Here is a 15,484-nt window from a genome sequence, read left to right on the forward strand (position 1 = left end):
ATGGCCGCTGATATGACCCTGCCGATACCCGACCGCGCGGCTCGCCAGGTTTCCCGTGCCGAAATCGGCGACCGTATCTTTGTAGTGGGCGGCAAGGTGCTGTTGCTGTGCCTGTTGGGCATCGCCGTGCTGCTGCCGTTGCTGGCGATCTTCTGGCGTGGCTTCAGCGCCGAAGACGGCCAGGGCGGCGGGCTGGTGGCGGCGCGCGAGCTGCTGACCAGCGCCAACTTCCACTGGCTGCTGGGCAATAGCCTGAAGGTTTCCCTGAGCGTTGCGGCCATTGTCGTACCCCTGGCCTACCTGTTTGCCTACGCCCTGCAACGCACGCTGATCCCCGGCAAGACGATCTGGCGTGGCCTGTCATTGCTGCCGCTGATGGCGCCCTCGATGTTGCCGGGCATCGCCTTGGTGTATCTGTTCGGCAACCAGGGCATGTTGCGCGGCCTGCTGTCAGACAACATCTACGGCTTCTGGGGGATTGTCCTCGGTGAAGTGATCTACACCTTTCCCCATGCGCTGATGATCCTGCTGTCGGCGCTGTCTTTGGCGGATGCGCGGCTGTTCGATGCTGCCTCGAGCATGGGCGCCAGCCCGGCGCGGGCATTTCGCAGTATCACCTGGCCGGCAACGCGCCAGGCCGTGTTCGCCGCCTTCTGCCTGGTATTCACCCTGACCATCACCGACTTCGGCGTGCCGGTGGTAGTGGGCGGTGACTATCAAGTGCTGGCGCTGGAAGCTTACAAGGCGGTGGTCGGCCAGCAGCAATTCGGGCGCGGCGCCTTGATCGGCATGGTGTTGCTGCTGCCGGCGCTGCTCAGTTTTGCGGTGGATACCTGGCTGCGCCGACGCCACGGCGATTCCATGAGTGGCCGCGCCCAAGTGTTCCAGCCAGCACCGTCGCGCCTGCGGGATGGCTGCTACCTGGCGATTGTGTTGCTGATCTGCGCGGTGCTGCTGTTGGTGTTCGGCATGGCGGTGTATTCGTCGCTGGTGAAATTCTGGCCGTACAACCTGTCGCTGTCGCTCAACCATTACCAGTTCAACGACACCGCCGGTGGCGGCTGGCTGGCCTATCGCAACAGTTTGACCATGGCGATCTGCACCGCACTGATCGGCAGTGTGCTGATCTTCACCGGCGCTTACCTGATGGAAAAGACCAAGGGGCAAAAAGGCCTCAACCTGGCGCTGCGCATGCTCAGCTTTGTGCCGATGGCGGTGCCGGGCCTGGTGCTGGGCCTGGGCTACGTGTTCTTTTTCAACCTCAATGGCAACCCGCTGCATGTGCTCTACGGGACCATGACGCTGCTGGTGGTGTGCACCATTGCGCACTATTTGACCACTGCGCAGATGACCGCCACGACCGCCCTGCGCCAACTCGACGCCGAGTTCGAAGCCGCCGCGCTATCGCTCAAGGCGCCGCTATACCGACATTACCTGCGGGTCACCGTGCCGATCTGCCTACCGGCCCTGTTGGACATCCTGCGCTACCTGTTTGTCTCGGCGATGACCACCGTGTCGGCAGCGATCTTTCTCTACAGCCCCGACACCATCCTCGCCGCAGTCGCCGTGTTGAACATGGACGATGCCGGCAACGTTGGCGGCGCGGCGGCCATGTCGACCCTGATTCTGTTCACTTCAGCCGGCGTCTCGCTGCTGCTGGCGTGGGCCTCACGCGGCTTGTTGCGCCGCTCCCAGGCCTGGCGCCAAACCGCGCCCGGTCAATAACACTGCCCCCAAAAGGAAACGCACCATGTTCAAGCCCCTGGCCCTCGCCGCTGCTGTGCTCACCGCGTTCAGCCTGAATGCCTTTGCTGCCAAGACCGAGTTGACCGTGTACACGGCCCTTGAAGCCGAGCAGTTGAAGACCTACAAAAAAGCCTTCGAGGCGGCCAACCCGGACGTCGAGATCAAATGGGTGCGTGACTCCACCGGCATCATCACCGCCAAGCTGCTGGCGGAAAAAGCGCGCCCGCAAGCCGATGCGGTATGGGGCCTGGCGGCCTCCAGCCTGGCGATCCTCGATCAGCAAGGCATGCTGCAAAGCTACGCGCCGAAGGACCTGGACAAGATCGGCAAGAACTACCGCGACGCCGCCAACCCACCGGCCTGGGTCGGCATGGACGTATGGGCCGCGACCATCTGCTTCAACACCGTCGAAGCCGAAAAACAGGGCCTGAGCAAGCCGATCAGTTGGCAGGACCTGACCAAGCCGGAATACAAGGGCAAGATCGTCATGCCGAACCCGGCGTCGTCCGGCACCGGGTTCCTCGACGTCAGCGCCTGGTTGCAGACCTTCGGCGAGAAGCAGGGCTGGCAGTACATGGATGACCTGCACCAGAACATCGGCCAGTACGTGCACTCCGGTTCCAAGCCTTGCAAGTTGGCGGCGTCCGGCGAATTCCCAATCGGTATCTCCTTCGAATACCCGGCCGTGCAGTTGAAGCGCCAGGGCGCGCCGCTGGATATCGTGTTGCCCAAGGAAGGCCTGGGCTGGGATATCGAAGCCACAGCGGTGATCAAGGGCACGGCCCACCAGGAAGCGGCACAGAAGCTAGCCGACTTCTCTGCAAGCCCGGCGGCGATGGAGCTGTACAAGGAAAACTTTGCGGTCCTGGCCCAACCGGGAATCGCCAAGCCGCAGACCGAGCTGCCGGCGGACTACGAGCAGCGCCTGATCAAGAATGACTTTGTCTGGGCCTCGAAAAACCGTGACAACATCCTGGCTGAATGGCGCAAGCGCTATGACGGCAAGTCGGAAAAACAATAACTTCAACCGTTTCTAAAACTGTAGGAGCGAGCTTGCTCGCGAAGAACGTGAACGATAGCGCGGGCAGTCAGAATACATGCGGCGCCCTCGGGTTTTTCGCGAGCAAGCTCGCTCCTACAGGGGGGCGAACACCATGACACACCACAGCGATTTGCTGATCGTCGGCGCCGGTATCCTCGGCCTGTCCCACGCCTACGCCGCCGCCAAGCGCGGTCTCAAGGTCAAGGTCTTCGAGCGTACGGCCACGCCCCTGGGCGCCTCGGTGCGTAACTTCGGCCAGGCCCTGGTCACCGGCCAACCGCCTGGGCAGATGCTCGACCTGGCCCGGCAAAGCCGCGAGATCTGGGGCCAGTGGGCACAACTGGCGAACCTGCAACTCAAGCGCAATGGCTCTTACCTGTTTGCCCGCACCGAAGCCGAAGAGCATTTGCTGGAGGCCTTTTGCGCCGGTCGCGCCAAGGAGCACGGCTACCGCGTCAACCTGCTGCAAGGCGCCGCGATGAATGATCTGTATGGCGGCCAGTTCCGCCATCACCGCGCCGCGCTGCATGGCCTGGACGATCAGCAACTGTATTCCCGTGAGGCGCTGCCGGCGCTGATCGACTACCTGCGCCGCGAACTGCGGGTAGAGTTTCACTTCTCCACCCTGGTACGCGACATCGAACCCGGCCAACTGCACAGCACTGCCGGCAGCTTTCGCGGCGAGCAGATCATTGTCTGCTCCGGCCACGACTACCAGACCCTGCTGGCCGAGCAGATCGCCCAACTCACACCGCAAATCTGCCAGTTGCAGATGCTGCGCGCTCGGCCCAAGGTCGAGTTGAACCTGCAACATGCGCTGCTGACCGGCCTGAGCTGCGTGCACTACGGCGCCTTTGCCGACTTGCCGCAAGCTGCCGCCGTGCAGGCACAGATCCTGCGCGACACACCGCACCTGGACGAACATGGCATCCACCTGCTGATCAGCCCGACGCCCCATGGCGAGTTGATCATTGGTGATTCCCACCATTACGGCAGCGATCCTTCGCCGTTCAACGCCGAACAGGTGGACAACTGGATGATCGAACTGGCCGAACACACCCTGGGCTGCCAGATTCAGGTCGTGGAACGCTGGCAGGGCGTCTATGGTTCCCGTGGGCCGGGGCCGTTTTCGTTCCTGCGCGCCGCCGACGGGGTCAGCGCGGCCTTGATGCATACCGGCGTGGGCATGAGCGTGGGGCCGGCGCTGGCCGAGGGCAATATCACAGAGCTATGGGGAGAGGCGTGATGAATGCTGAGCAGGTGGTCGCCGAAGTCTTCGCGTTGTACGAACAGCACGGCGCTGCCGATTACATCGGCGAGCCGGTCTCGTAGATCGAACACATGTCCCAGGCCGCGCAGTTGGCCATGGCCGAGGGCTTCGACGATGAAGTGGTGTTGGCGGCGTTCTTCCACGATATCGGGCATATCTGCGCGCTGGGTGGCGAGAATATGGGCGGCTACGGCGTAGTCAGCCATGAACGCTTGGGTGCCGACTATCTACGGCGTGCCGGCTTCAGCGAGCGCCTGGCGAAACTCGTGGAATATCACGTACAAGCCAAGCGCTATCTGACCTTCAGCCAGCCGGACTATTACGCTCGCTTGAGCGAGGCCAGCCGCCGCACCTTGGGCTACCAGGGGGGAGTGATGACGGCTGAGGAGGCCCGGGCGTTCGAGCAGGACCCGCTGTGCGCGGTGAGTCTGCGCATGCGCCATTGGGACGAGCAGGCCAAGGAGATGCACGTACCGCTGATTGATTTGCAGCTGCTCAAAACCAAGGCTCAACAGCTACTGGTGGTGTAGAGGCGTCTTACGGTACTCCCCGACTTCCCTCCTAGAGCTCTGGTTGGCGTGGTCTTAAGGTGTCTGCTTCTTTGACGCAAGGAGCTACGCCAATGCGCTATCTGAAAGCGACTGCACAAGACATAAGCGGTAATGGACGAGCGGATACGGTCATTCTGCATTTCTATCAAAAGCATCCGGACGGTCCTGACGAATTGATGGATGAAATGTTGGCCGTGGACGTCTCGGGCAATGGCGAGATTGATCTGCAATGGACCCAAGACGGGAGCAGCACACTTGATAAACATCAGCTCAAGACCTTCGCCGAAGCGGTGTTGAAACTGGGCTGGTTCAATCGGGCAGGGTATTGGACGCGTTCATTGAACGTGTTCGTGGCCCACTATGCAAAAACCACCAGGCCCAATGCCGTCACGCTTGCCTTCCATGCGTGTGATCCCGCCACGCGCAGGGCCTCCATGATTTACAAGGCTGCGGCTTACGACGGCGACGGTGATGGCGTACTGGAGTCTTTCACCAACAGCGATGTGGATCATAACGGCATTGCCAACAATGCCGATAAAGAGCTGATCCGCGCGATAGGCACCTCGTTCCTGTCCATGAACTGGCATCAGGCCTAGGCCGGATCAGGTCTCATCCAACTGGGTCGCCAAGGTTTCGATCTGCTCCTGGCGCTCGGCCTGGCTCAACCTTGCATGGGGGTTGAGGGACGACCATTGCGGATGGGCGCGGGCCTTGTGCAGGGCGTCGGGCAGCTTGCCTTCGCGCCAGGTCTTGTCTTGCGGTGTATCGACCTTGATGCTGTGCATCGCCGCGTGCCCGCGCAGGTCCAGGGCCTTGAGCAACTGGCGCTGGCGCAGGGCCAACAGGCGCAGCACGCTGTCATCCACGGTCAGTTCGCGCTGGCCCTTGATCTTGCCCAGCAGGCGGCTGCCGTAGCTACGGGCGGTTTGCAGCGCGCCACCGGCAATGGCTCCGGCGAGGGCGGCGGCGCCCAGGGTCAGGCCGCCGACCAGCAAGTCCACACCGGCCCCGGCCGCCGCCCCCGCCGCAATCCCGCCGCCGACCCGCACCCCCAGTTGCTTGAGGGTTTCGGGGTTGAACAAATCATCGCCCCAACGTCCATCCAGCAGCGGCAGGTCGCTGGCGGCGGCGTCTTGCGGGCGGAAGCCAAACAGCTTAAGCAGGGCTTCGACGCACCGTTGTTCGCGCTGGCGTACGGCCTTGCGCAAATCGCTGATGGCTTGCTGTTCATCTTCCGTGACCACGCTGCGTCGGCACGCGGCGCAGTCGATCAGCAATTCGGCGATCAGACGTGCGGCGCTTTGCTGGCGCGCCTGGCGCTGAGCCTCCTGGTCGAGGATCAGCCGTTCCAGCTGTGGTCGTGAGCTTTCCAGCAACAGGGCCAGGCTTTCATACAACCGCCGCTCGCCATCTTCGGGGGGCGCCACGCTGTCAAAGCGCACCAGTGCATGCAGGCCCAGGCGGGCCAGGGCTTCGCGCCAGTCCGGCTCGCGGTGGTCACTGCTGCTGACAAAGTTGAGCACCGGCAGCAATGGCTTGCCGCAGCTGGCCAGCACTTGCAGCTCGTCGCGGTATTTGGCCAGCACCGGTTCCCGGGCGTCGATCACGTACAGGCCGGCATCGGACGCCAGCAATTGACGCAACACCTTGGCTTCCTGTTCGAAGCGTTGACGGGCTTCGCTGCCTTCCAGGAAACGGGCGAGGCGAGCCGGGCCATCGAGACGTTCGCCCGGTCGGTCCAGGCGCTCGAGGTAGTCGAGCAGGGCGATGGCATCTTCCAGGCCCGGCGTGTCGTACAGCTCCAGCAACGCCTCGCCGTCGACCGACAACCGCGCGCCTTCGACATGCCGGGTGGTGCTGGGGCGGTGGGACACTTCGCCAAAGCCCACGTCACGGGTCAGGGTGCGCAGCAGCGAGGTCTTGCCGACGTTGGTGTGGCCGACCACCGCCAGTTTCAGGGGTTTAGTCATGACCAGTCTCCAGCCAGGTAAGTGGCGCGCAGTCGGCGAAGGGCAGGTCCAGTTGCTGCAAGGCGGTGTGCCAATCGCCGAGGCGCTCGGCATCCAGCGCCTGGCCCGGTGGTGCTTGCAGCAGCCAGACCCGGGTGGCACTGGCGCTGCGGGCCAGTTCGCCGATCAGCGCGAGGCTGCCGCGATCCGGCGAGCGACGTGGATCGCAGGCGATCACCAGGCGCGCGGGGGGGAAGCGGGTCAACTGTTCCAGCAGTTTGTGGCGTGATTCGCGGCTGTCGAGGATGCCGGCGTTTTTGACCGTGGCCGGCAGTTTGGGCGGCCACGGGTGTTGATCGTCCAGTTCGATGGCCACCAGCAAGGCGCCATCGCTGTGCAGTTCGCTGGCGCCGCCGCTGACGTGATGCAATTGTTCTGGAGCCGCATCGTTGACACCCAGGCGTTCGCTGCTGGGCATCAAGGCTTCGCGCAAGTGGGCGTAGCCGGGCAGGTTGAGGTCCAGGCCCAAGGCTGCGCGCCCGCGTTTCCAGCGCCATAGGCACAGCAGGGCGAGGATCAGCCGGGGCAGCAGGCCATAGACCAGCAATACGCCCACCAGCCAGGCGGCCCAGGCCTGACGGGCGCTTTCGATATTCAGCGCCGAGTCGCCGCTGGCGCGGATCATCTCGAAGGTCGGCACGCTGAAGCCGAGCAGGGCGGGCAGGCTGCCTAGGGCCTGGGTCACGCTGACAAAGGTGTCGGCGCCCAGAATGGTGGTTTCCCAGACAAAGCCGTAGCGCCGGGTGGCCATCAACGTCAGCAGGATCACCAGCGCGCTACACAGCGCCAGCAGCCACAGGCCATTGACCAGCACGCCGACCGCCCAGCGGTTGAGCTTGTGGCGTTGCAGCAGCAACAGCAACGCCGGCGCCAGTTGCGCGGCCTTGGCATCCCGGGCGAATTTTTCGCTGAGCCACAACCACAGGCGGCCGAGGCTGGCGCTGTGCTCGCCGGCAAACACCAGGCCCAGGGCCCAGCTCAGCAGCAGGATCAGGTTCAAGCCCAGCAGGCTGCCCAAGGCCCAGAACACATTGACCGGGGCCAGGCCGTTGCCCAGGGCGGCGAAGGCCAGGCCGGCGCCGCTGACCACGGCCAGCACCATCAGCACGATCAGCGCCAGGCGCGCACCTTGCAACCAGTGCAGCAGGGCAGCGCTCAGGCCGTCGCGCTCGGCCAGCCACAGTGCACGGTTTTGAATGCGTGTCGGCAGGTCGCCGCCATTGCTGCGGGCCAGACGATTGGCTTCCTGGTCTTCCAGGGGGCCAGCGTGTTCTTCACGCAGGCGCACGGTTTCCGTCAGCCAGAGTTTGTGCAGGGGGTTCAGAGCAGTCACGCGCCGTCCTGTTGTGTCAGTGAGCCTGGAGCATAACCCCTGGCCCGCGCCTCTGGTATTCTCGTTGCCATGAAAAAAACTCTCCCTTTAAGCCTGATCGCAGCCCTCGGTGAAAACCGCGTGATCGGCGTCGACAACAGCATGCCCTGGCATTTGCCGGGGGATTTCAAATATTTCAAGGCCACCACCCTGGGCAAGCCGATCATCATGGGGCGCAAGACCTGGGACTCCCTGGGTCGACCGTTGCCGGGTCGCTTGAACATTGTGGTCAGCCGTCAGACCGATCTTAAGCTTGAAGGTGCGCAAGTTTTTCCTTCACTGGATGCAGCCGTTGCGCGGGCCGAAGCCTGGGCGCTGGAGCAGGGCGTGGATGAGCTGATGCTGATCGGCGGTGCGCAACTGTATGCGCAAGGGCTGGACCAGGCGGATCGCCTGTATCTGACGCGGGTTGCGTTGAGCCCGCAGGGGGATGCGTGGTTTCCGGAGTTTGACTTGAACCGGTGGAAGCTGGTGTCGAATGTGCAGAATCCGGCAGAAGGCGACAAGCCGGCGTACAACTTCGAGGTCTGGGAAAAGGCCTAAATCTCTGTGGCGAGCGGGCTTGCCCCGCGTTGGGCTGCGAAGCAGCCCCAAAACCAGCCGCTACAGAGTATCTGATACACCGCACTCGGCTTACTGGGGCTGCTACGCAGCCCAACGGGGGACAAGCCCCCTCACCACAAGGGGCTTTAGGCCTGCGCCAACTCAGGATGCTCATCGGCATTGAGCAGCTCTTTATCGGTCTGCTGCATGATCTGGCTGGTAATCGCCCCCGCCGTCATCGAACCATTCACGTTCAACGCCGTACGGCCCATATCGATCAGCGGCTCCACGGAAATCAGCAACGCCACCAACGCCACCGGCAAGCCCATGGCCGGCAGCACGATCAGCGCGGCAAACGTTGCACCGCCGCCCACGCCCGCCACACCAGCCGAACTCAGGGTCACGACTGCCACCAGGGTTGCGATCCACAGCGGGTCCAACGGGTTGATGCCCACGGTCGGCGCCACCATCACCGCCAACATCGCCGGATACAGGCCGGCACAGCCGTTCTGGCCAATCGTCGCGCCGAACGAGGCGGCGAAGCTGGCGATGGACTGCGGGATGCCCAGGCGGCGGGTTTGCGCTTCGATGCTCAGCGGGATGCTCGCCGCGCTGGAGCGGCTGGTGAAGGCAAAGGTCAGCACCGGCCATACCTTGCGCAAGAAACGCAGCGGGTTGATCCCGGCCAGGGACAGCAGCACGCCGTGGACTACAAACATCAGCCCCAGCGCCAGGTAGGACACCAACACGAAACTGCCGAGCTTGATGATGTCTTGCAGGTTGGAGCTGGCGACCACTTTGGTCATCAGCGCCAGCACGCCGTAAGGGGTCAGCTTCATCACCAGGCGCACCAGACGCATCACCCAGGCTTGCAGGGTGTCGATGGCGTTGACCACTTTCTGGCCTTTTTCCACGTCGTCCTTGAGCAGTTGCAGCGCTGCAACGCCCAGGAACGCGGCGAAGATCACCACACTGATAATCGATGTCGGCTTGGCTCGGGCCAGGTCGGCGAACGGGTTCTGTGGGATGAACGACAGCAGCAACTGCGGGATATTCAGGTCGGCGACCTTGCCCGCGTAATCACTCTGGATCACCTGCAGGCGCGCCAGTTCCTGGGTACCGGCCACCAGACCTTCGGCGGTGAGGCCGAACAGGTTGGTCAGGCCGATACCGATCAGCGCCGCAATGGCGGTGGTGAACAGCAGCGTACCGATGGTCAGGAAGCTGATCTTGCCCAGGGAGGCCGCGTTATGCAGGCGGGCTACGGCGCTGAGGATCGAGGCGAACACCAGCGGGATCACGATCATCTGCAACAGTTGCACATAACCATTGCCCACCAGGTCGAACCAACTGATCGAGGCCTTGAGCACCGGGTGGCCGGCACCATAAATGGTGTGTAGGACCACACCAAAGATCACCCCGAGCACCAGGGCGAGCAGGACTTTTTTAGCCAGGCTCCATTGGATGCGGCGGGTTTGGGCCAGGCCCAGCAAAAGGGCGAGAAACACCAGTAAGTTGAGAATCAGTGGCAGATTCATTGAAGCTCCGAGTAGAAGGCTGCCAATCGCGTGAGCCAGCGATTGCGAACCGGGAAGCCTAACAGCTTGATATCTAATGAATTAATAACAAGATGGAATGGCGACCGTCGTTTTTGGAATAAGGCGTTGACGCTCCTGTGTACGTGGGTGACGGGATCAGGACGCCGTCGGTCGTGCGTGTGGCGGGGGTTGTCATACAGATTTGCTAGCGTGGGTGCCTTTCACTCAGGGAGAAAACGCACATGAAGCTCGCGCCGAGACTGTTTGCCGCCGCGCTATGCCTGGGCCTTGTCAGCCAGGTCATGGCCGCCACCGAGTTGAAACACTGGCCGGCCCCCGCCGCCAAGCAACTCAATGAAATGATCACCGCCAACGCCAACAAGGGTAACTACGCGGTGTTTGACATGGACAACACCAGCTACCGCTTCGACCTCGAAGAGTCGCTGCTGCCGTACATGGAAAACAAGGGCCTGATCACCCGCGACAGTCTCGACCCGTCGCTCAAGCTTATGCCGTTCAAAGACACCGCCGACCATAAGGAAAGTCTGTTCAGTTACTACTATCGCCTGTGCGAAGTGGACGACATGGTTTGCTACCCGTGGGTTGCCCAGGTGTTTTCAGGCTTTACCCTCAAGGAACTCAAGGGCTACGTCGATGAGCTGATGGCCTCTGGCAAGCCGGTACCGGTCACCTACTTTGAAGGCGACGTGGTGAAGAACATGGAGGTGCAACCACCGAAAATCTTCACCGGCCAGACCGAGCTGTACAACAAGCTGATGGAAAACGGCATCGACGTGTACGTGATGACGGCGGCCTCTGAAGAACTGGTGCGCATGGTCGCCTCGGATCCCAAGTACGGCTACAACGTCAAGCCGCAGAACGTGATTGGCGTCACCACCCTGCTCAAGGACCGCAAGACCGGCGAGCTGACCACCGCCCGCAAGCAGATCAGTGCCGGCAAATACGACGAAAAAGCCAACCTGGGCCTGGAGCTGACCCCCTACCTGTGGACCCCGGCAACCTGGATGGCCGGCAAACACGCGGCGATCCTCACCTACATCGACGAATGGAAAAAACCGGTATTGGTCGGTGGCGACACCCCCACCAGCGACGGCTACATGCTGTTCCACGATGTGGACGTGGCCAAGGGCGGCATTCACTTGTGGATCAACCGCAAGGACAAGTACATGACCCAACTCAACGGCATGATCGCCAAGCACGCTGCGGCCCAGGCCAAAGAAGGGCTGGCGGTGACGGCGGACAAGAAGTGGGTGATCGTCAAACCCGATGAAATCCAGTAACAGGTTAAACGCTCCCACATTTTGATCTTCAGTGTTCTGGTGTTTTTAGCAGGCAAAAAAATGCCCCGCACTTGGCGGGGCATTTTTATGGGCGGGGCTTACAGGCCGTCGAGCATGGCCTTGTTACGCACCGCACCCTTGTCGGCGCTGGTGGCCAGCAGGGCGTAGGCTTTGAGGGCGGTGGTGACTTTGCGCGGACGCTTCTCCACCGGCTTCCAGCCTTTCTTGTCCTGCTCAGCCCGGCGTGCGGCCAGTTCTTCATCGCTGATCAACAGGTTGATCGAGCGGTTCGGAATGTCGATCAGCACCTTGTCGCCATCCTGTACCAGGCCAATTGCGCCACCGGCGGCAGCTTCTGGCGAAGCGTGGCCGATGGACAGGCCGGACGTACCGCCAGAGAAGCGACCATCGGTCAGCAGTGCGCAGGCTTTGCCCAGGCCCTTGGACTTGAGGTACGACGTCGGGTAGAGCATTTCCTGCATACCCGGGCCGCCTTTAGGGCCTTCGTAGCGGATGATCACGATGTCGCCTTCTTTGACTTCGTCGGCGAGGATGCCGCGTACCGAGCTGTCCTGGCTTTCGTAGATCTTGGCGCGACCTTCGAACACGTGGATCGACTCGTCCACGCCGGCGGTTTTCACCACGCAGCCGTCGAGGGCGATGTTGCCGTACAGCACGGCCAGGCCACCTTCTTGCGAGTAGGCGTGTTCGACGCTACGGATGCAGCCGTTTTCACGGTCGTCGTCCAGGGTGTCCCAACGGGTCGACTGGCTGAATGCCGTCTGTGTCGGGATCCCGGCCGGGCCGGCCTTGAAGAAGGTGTGCACGGCTTCGTCGTCAGTCTGGGTGATGTCCCACTTGGCGATGCCTTCGGCCAGGGACTTGCTGTGCACGGTCGGCAGGTCGGTGTGCAGCAGGCCGCCACGGGCCAAGGAGCCCAGGATCGAGAAGATCCCGCCGGCACGGTGCACGTCTTCCATGTGGTACTTCTGGATGTTCGGCGCGACTTTGCACAGTTGCGGCACGTTGCGGGACAGGCGGTCGATGTCGCGCAGGTCGAAATCGATCTCGGCTTCCTGGGCAGCGGCCAGCAAGTGCAGGATGGTGTTGGTGGAACCGCCCATGGCGATATCCAGGGTCATGGCGTTTTCGAACGCCTTGAAGTTGGCGATATTGCGCGGCAACACCGACTCATCGTTCTCGGTGTAGTAACGCTTGCACAGCTCGACGATGGTACGGCCGGCCTGCAGGAACAACTGCTCGCGGTCGCTGTGGGTCGCCAGTGTGGAACCATTGCCCGGCAAGGCCAGGCCTAGGGCTTCCACCAGGCAGTTCATCGAGTTGGCGGTGAACATGCCGGAGCACGAACCGCAGGTTGGGCAAGCGCTGCGCTCGTATTCCGCGACCTTCTCGTCAGAAGCGCTGGAATCGGCGGCGATGACCATGGCGTCGACCAGGTCCAGGCCGTGGGAGGCGAGTTTGGTCTTGCCGGCTTCCATCGGGCCGCCGGAGACGAAGATCACGGGGATGTTCAGGCGCAGGGAGGCCATCAGCATGCCGGGGGTGATCTTGTCGCAGTTGGAGATGCAGACGATGGCGTCGGCGCAGTGGGCGTTGACCATGTATTCCACGGAGTCGGCGATGATCTCGCGGCTCGGCAGGGAATACAGCATGCCGTCATGGCCCATGGCGATGCCGTCGTCCACGGCGATGGTGTTGAATTCTTTCGCTACACCGCCGGCGCGTTCGATCTCGCGGGCGACCAGTTGGCCCAGGTCCTTGAGGTGGACATGGCCCGGTACGAACTGGGTGAAGGAGTTGGCAATCGCGATGATCGGCTTCTTGAAGTCGTCATCTTTCATCCCCGTGGCACGCCACAGTGCGCGCGCGCCGGCCATGTTGCGGCCGTGGGTGGATGTTTTCGAGCGGTAATCTGGCATGGAGCACTCCGGGCGGCTAATCAGGAATCAAAGGGGAGTGAGCTTCTATTGACGTCTGGAACACCCGAAAAATGGCCCTGGTGTCCGGAAGTTGCCGCAAACGTGACGGGATCGCCGTGCGCATTGGCCTTGAGCTCATAAACCCGCCGGGGGATGACTGGCGATGAATAGGGCCGATTCTACACCGTCTTCCTGTAGGAGCGAGCTTGCTCGCGAAAAACCCATAGGCGACGCAGGTTGCCTGGGGGCGCTGCGTTATCGTTGGCGTTCTTCGCGAGCGAGCTCCTACAGGGAGGCGTTTCAAAGCCAGATGGCATCCCACAGTGGGTATTGGCCGATGTGTTCGACCAGACCGGCTCGCAAAGGATTAGCAATGATGTAGCGGGCCATAACCTTCAAGTCCTCTTCCCTGCGCAGTGCTCGGTCGAAGTAACCTTTTTGCCAAATCGTCCCGAAGGAGCGTCTCGCCTGGTTGATGGCGCGGGCACTTCGCGATTTGGTGATTTGCATTAGCCTAGGCAAATCGCCGTTATGCAATTCGACCAGCCAATGGAAATGGTCAGGCATGACTACCCAGGCCAGCGAAGTTGCCTCGCCGTCTTCATGTGCCTTTCTGAACTCGCTGACAAGTAGGCGGCCGATACGCCAGTCCTTGAAGATTGTCTGCCGCTGGTGAGTCACGGCGGTTAGCAGATAGATTCTTCCAGGTTCTGAGTAGCGCCCTGCGCGCAGCCGATGCGCATTTTGCGGGGTGGACATTCCTTCGTTCTCTTCTGTGGTTAGAAGAGAAAAGGTAGGTGGCGCCAGCGTCTATGGGTGTTCAAACAGTAATTCTGAATATGCCACGGCCCACTGTAGGAGCGAGCTTGCTCGCGAAAAACCCATAGGCGACGCAGGTTACCTGGTAGCGCTGCGTTATCGTTGGCGTTCTTCGCGAGCGAGCTCGCTCCTACAGGGTGGGTGAAGCCTTAGCTATTGGGCAACAACCGGCACGTAATGCTCTTGATATAGCGCGTCTCGGCAATCGCCGGGTGCACCGGATGGTCCGGACCCTGGCCGCCGCGTTCGAGCATCTGGATATTGCGGTCCAGGTGGCGGGCGCTGGTCAGGAGGATGTTTTGCAGGTCGTCTTCCGGCAGGTGCATGGAGCACGAAGCGCTGACCAGGATGCCGTCCTTGCTGAGCAGGCGCATGGCTTGCTCGTTCAGGCGGCGGTAGGCGCCTTCGCCGTTTTTCATGTCTTTTTTGCGTTTGATGAAGGCCGGTGGGTCGGCGACGATCACGTCGAAGCGTTCTTCGCTGGCTTTCAGTTCCTTGAGCGCTTCGAACACGTCGCCTTCGATGCAGGTCATCTTCTCGGCAACGCCGTTCAGCGCGGCGTTGCGCTCGACGCCGTCGAGGGCGAATGCGGAAGCGTCGACGCAGAACACTTCACTGGCGCCGAACGCTGCGGCTTGCACGCCCCAGCCGCCGATGTAGCTGTACAGGTCGAGGACGCGTTTGCCTTTGGCGTATGGGGCCAGGCGTGCGCGGTTCATGCGGTGGTCGTAGAACCAGCCGGTCTTCTGGCCCTGGATCACCGGGGCTTCGAACTTCACGCCGTTTTCTTCCAGCGCAACCCATTCCGGCACCAGGCCGAACACGGTTTCGACGTAGCGGTTGAGGCCTTCGGCGTCGCGTGCGGCAGAATCGTTCTTGAACAGGATGCCGCTGGGCTTGAGCACTTGGGTCAGTGCGGCGATCACGTCTTCTTTATGGGCTTCCATGGTCGCCGAGGCGATCTGTACCACCAGGATGTCGCCGAAACGGTCGACTACCAGGCCCGGCAGCAGGTCGGAATCGCCGTAGACCAGGCGGTAGAACGGCTTGTCGAACAGGCGGTCGCGCAGGGACAGGGCGACGTTGAGGCGGTGCACCAGCAGCGACTTGTCCAGCGGCAACTTGATGTCGCGCGACAGCAGGCGCGCGCAGATCAGGTTGTTCGGGCTCATGGCCACGATGCCCAGGGTCTTGCCGCCGGCGGCTTCGAGGATGGCCTGGTCGCCTGCCTGGAAGCCGTGGAGTGGGGTGGCGGCTACATCGATTTCGTTGCTGTAGACCCACAGGTGGCCGTTGCGCAAACGACGATCGGCGTTGGCTTTGAGACGCAGGCTTGGCAGGGACATGACGTCG

At 62.1% G+C, this 15,484-nt stretch carries 12 protein-coding genes and 1 pseudogene; 7 read left to right on the forward strand and 6 right to left on the reverse strand.

The window, feature by feature from the left end:
* The 5 genes and pseudogenes from HBO09_RS02295 (at position 1) to HBO09_RS02315 (ending at position 5,205) form a co-directional block, all read left to right on the forward strand.
* Complete coding sequence (locus HBO09_RS02295) at positions 1 to 1,725, forward strand: putative 2-aminoethylphosphonate ABC transporter permease subunit (protein WP_169991355.1); 1,725 nt, start codon at positions 1 to 3, stop codon at positions 1,723 to 1,725.
* 25 nt (positions 1,726 to 1,750) lie between these two features.
* Positions 1,751 to 2,767, forward strand: coding sequence for a putative 2-aminoethylphosphonate ABC transporter substrate-binding protein (locus HBO09_RS02300; RefSeq protein ID WP_169991357.1), 1,017 nt, complete (start codon positions 1,751 to 1,753; stop codon positions 2,765 to 2,767).
* 133 nt (positions 2,768 to 2,900) lie between these two features.
* Positions 2,901 to 4,034: a TIGR03364 family FAD-dependent oxidoreductase gene (locus HBO09_RS02305; protein WP_169991360.1), complete on the forward strand. Its 1,134-nt coding sequence runs from the start codon at positions 2,901 to 2,903 to the stop codon at positions 4,032 to 4,034.
* A pseudogene (locus HBO09_RS02310) lies at positions 4,034 to 4,588 on the forward strand (phosphonate degradation HD-domain oxygenase). Before HBO09_RS02305 ends, HBO09_RS02310 begins: the two are co-directional and overlap by 1 nt.
* A gap of 92 nt (positions 4,589 to 4,680) precedes the next feature.
* Complete coding sequence (locus HBO09_RS02315; RefSeq protein WP_169991362.1) at positions 4,681 to 5,205, forward strand: hypothetical protein; 525 nt, start codon at positions 4,681 to 4,683, stop codon at positions 5,203 to 5,205.
* A gap of 6 nt (positions 5,206 to 5,211) precedes the next feature.
* On the opposite strand, the gene HBO09_RS02320 is transcribed toward HBO09_RS02315, so the two are convergent.
* Together HBO09_RS02320 and HBO09_RS02325 are read right to left on the reverse strand one after the other, a co-directional pair.
* The gene (locus HBO09_RS02320) at positions 5,212 to 6,579 is read right to left on the reverse strand and encodes a DUF3482 domain-containing protein (RefSeq protein ID WP_169991365.1); all 1,368 of its coding nucleotides are present in this window, start codon (positions 6,577 to 6,579) and stop codon (positions 5,212 to 5,214) included.
* Positions 6,572 to 7,951, reverse strand: coding sequence for a DUF2868 domain-containing protein (locus HBO09_RS02325; RefSeq protein ID WP_169991367.1), 1,380 nt, complete (start codon positions 7,949 to 7,951; stop codon positions 6,572 to 6,574). The genes HBO09_RS02320 and HBO09_RS02325 overlap by 8 nt, the downstream gene beginning before the upstream one ends.
* 69 nt (positions 7,952 to 8,020) lie before the next feature.
* Here HBO09_RS02325 and HBO09_RS02330 point away from each other — a divergent pair, with 69 nt between their 5' ends.
* Positions 8,021 to 8,533 (forward strand): dihydrofolate reductase, encoded by a 513-nt coding sequence (locus tag HBO09_RS02330; protein ID WP_169991369.1) that lies wholly within the window; start codon positions 8,021 to 8,023, stop codon positions 8,531 to 8,533.
* A gap of 146 nt (positions 8,534 to 8,679) precedes the next feature.
* Here HBO09_RS02330 and HBO09_RS02335 read toward each other — a convergent pair whose 3' ends face one another.
* The gene (locus HBO09_RS02335) at positions 8,680 to 10,071 is read right to left on the reverse strand and encodes an L-cystine transporter (protein WP_169991371.1); all 1,392 of its coding nucleotides are present in this window, start codon (positions 10,069 to 10,071) and stop codon (positions 8,680 to 8,682) included.
* 302 nt (positions 10,072 to 10,373) lie between these two features.
* Between HBO09_RS02335 and HBO09_RS02340 the strand changes: the two genes are divergently transcribed.
* Positions 10,374 to 11,372: a haloacid dehalogenase-like hydrolase gene (locus tag HBO09_RS02340; RefSeq protein ID WP_169991607.1), complete on the forward strand. Its 999-nt coding sequence runs from the start codon at positions 10,374 to 10,376 to the stop codon at positions 11,370 to 11,372.
* 98 nt (positions 11,373 to 11,470) lie between these two features.
* Here HBO09_RS02340 and ilvD read toward each other — a convergent pair whose 3' ends face one another.
* From ilvD to HBO09_RS02355, 3 genes are all read right to left on the reverse strand, one after another.
* Entirely contained in the window at positions 11,471 to 13,312 is a 1,842-nt protein-coding gene (ilvD, locus tag HBO09_RS02345) for a dihydroxy-acid dehydratase (RefSeq protein WP_169991373.1), read from the reverse strand.
* A gap of 300 nt (positions 13,313 to 13,612) precedes the next feature.
* Positions 13,613 to 14,071: a transposase gene (locus HBO09_RS02350; protein WP_169991375.1), complete on the reverse strand. Its 459-nt coding sequence runs from the start codon at positions 14,069 to 14,071 to the stop codon at positions 13,613 to 13,615.
* 209 nt (positions 14,072 to 14,280) lie between these two features.
* Positions 14,281 to 15,477 (reverse strand): class I SAM-dependent rRNA methyltransferase, encoded by a 1,197-nt coding sequence (locus HBO09_RS02355; protein WP_071490392.1) that lies wholly within the window; start codon positions 15,475 to 15,477, stop codon positions 14,281 to 14,283.
* Between the last annotated feature and the right edge of the window lie 7 nt (positions 15,478 to 15,484).

The organism is Pseudomonas sp. WS 5027 (assembly GCF_012985695.1).
Taxonomy (GTDB): Bacteria; Pseudomonadota; Gammaproteobacteria; order Pseudomonadales; family Pseudomonadaceae; genus Aquipseudomonas; species Aquipseudomonas hygromyciniae.

Excerpts from the sequence above, each read along its gene's own strand:
- HBO09_RS02295 (WP_169991355.1), top strand. The coding sequence starts at position 1 with ATGGCCGCTGATATGACCCTGCCGATACCCGACCGCGCGGCTCGCCAG.
- HBO09_RS02300 (WP_169991357.1), top strand. The coding sequence starts at position 1,751 with ATGTTCAAGCCCCTGGCCCTCGCCGCTGCTGTGCTCACCGCGTTCAGC.
- HBO09_RS02305 (WP_169991360.1), top strand. The coding sequence starts at position 2,901 with ATGACACACCACAGCGATTTGCTGATCGTCGGCGCCGGTATCCTCGGC.
- HBO09_RS02315 (WP_169991362.1), top strand. The coding sequence starts at position 4,681 with ATGCGCTATCTGAAAGCGACTGCACAAGACATAAGCGGTAATGGACGA.
- HBO09_RS02320 (WP_169991365.1), bottom strand. The coding sequence starts at position 6,579 with ATGACTAAACCCCTGAAACTGGCGGTGGTCGGCCACACCAACGTCGGC.
- HBO09_RS02330 (WP_169991369.1), top strand. The coding sequence starts at position 8,021 with ATGAAAAAAACTCTCCCTTTAAGCCTGATCGCAGCCCTCGGTGAAAAC.
- HBO09_RS02335 (WP_169991371.1), bottom strand. The coding sequence starts at position 10,071 with ATGAATCTGCCACTGATTCTCAACTTACTGGTGTTTCTCGCCCTTTTG.
- HBO09_RS02340 (WP_169991607.1), top strand. The coding sequence starts at position 10,374 with ATGGCCGCCACCGAGTTGAAACACTGGCCGGCCCCCGCCGCCAAGCAA.
- ilvD (WP_169991373.1), bottom strand. The coding sequence starts at position 13,312 with ATGCCAGATTACCGCTCGAAAACATCCACCCACGGCCGCAACATGGCC.
- HBO09_RS02350 (WP_169991375.1), bottom strand. The coding sequence starts at position 14,071 with ATGTCCACCCCGCAAAATGCGCATCGGCTGCGCGCAGGGCGCTACTCA.
- HBO09_RS02355 (WP_071490392.1), bottom strand. The coding sequence starts at position 15,477 with ATGTCCCTGCCAAGCCTGCGTCTCAAAGCCAACGCCGATCGTCGTTTG.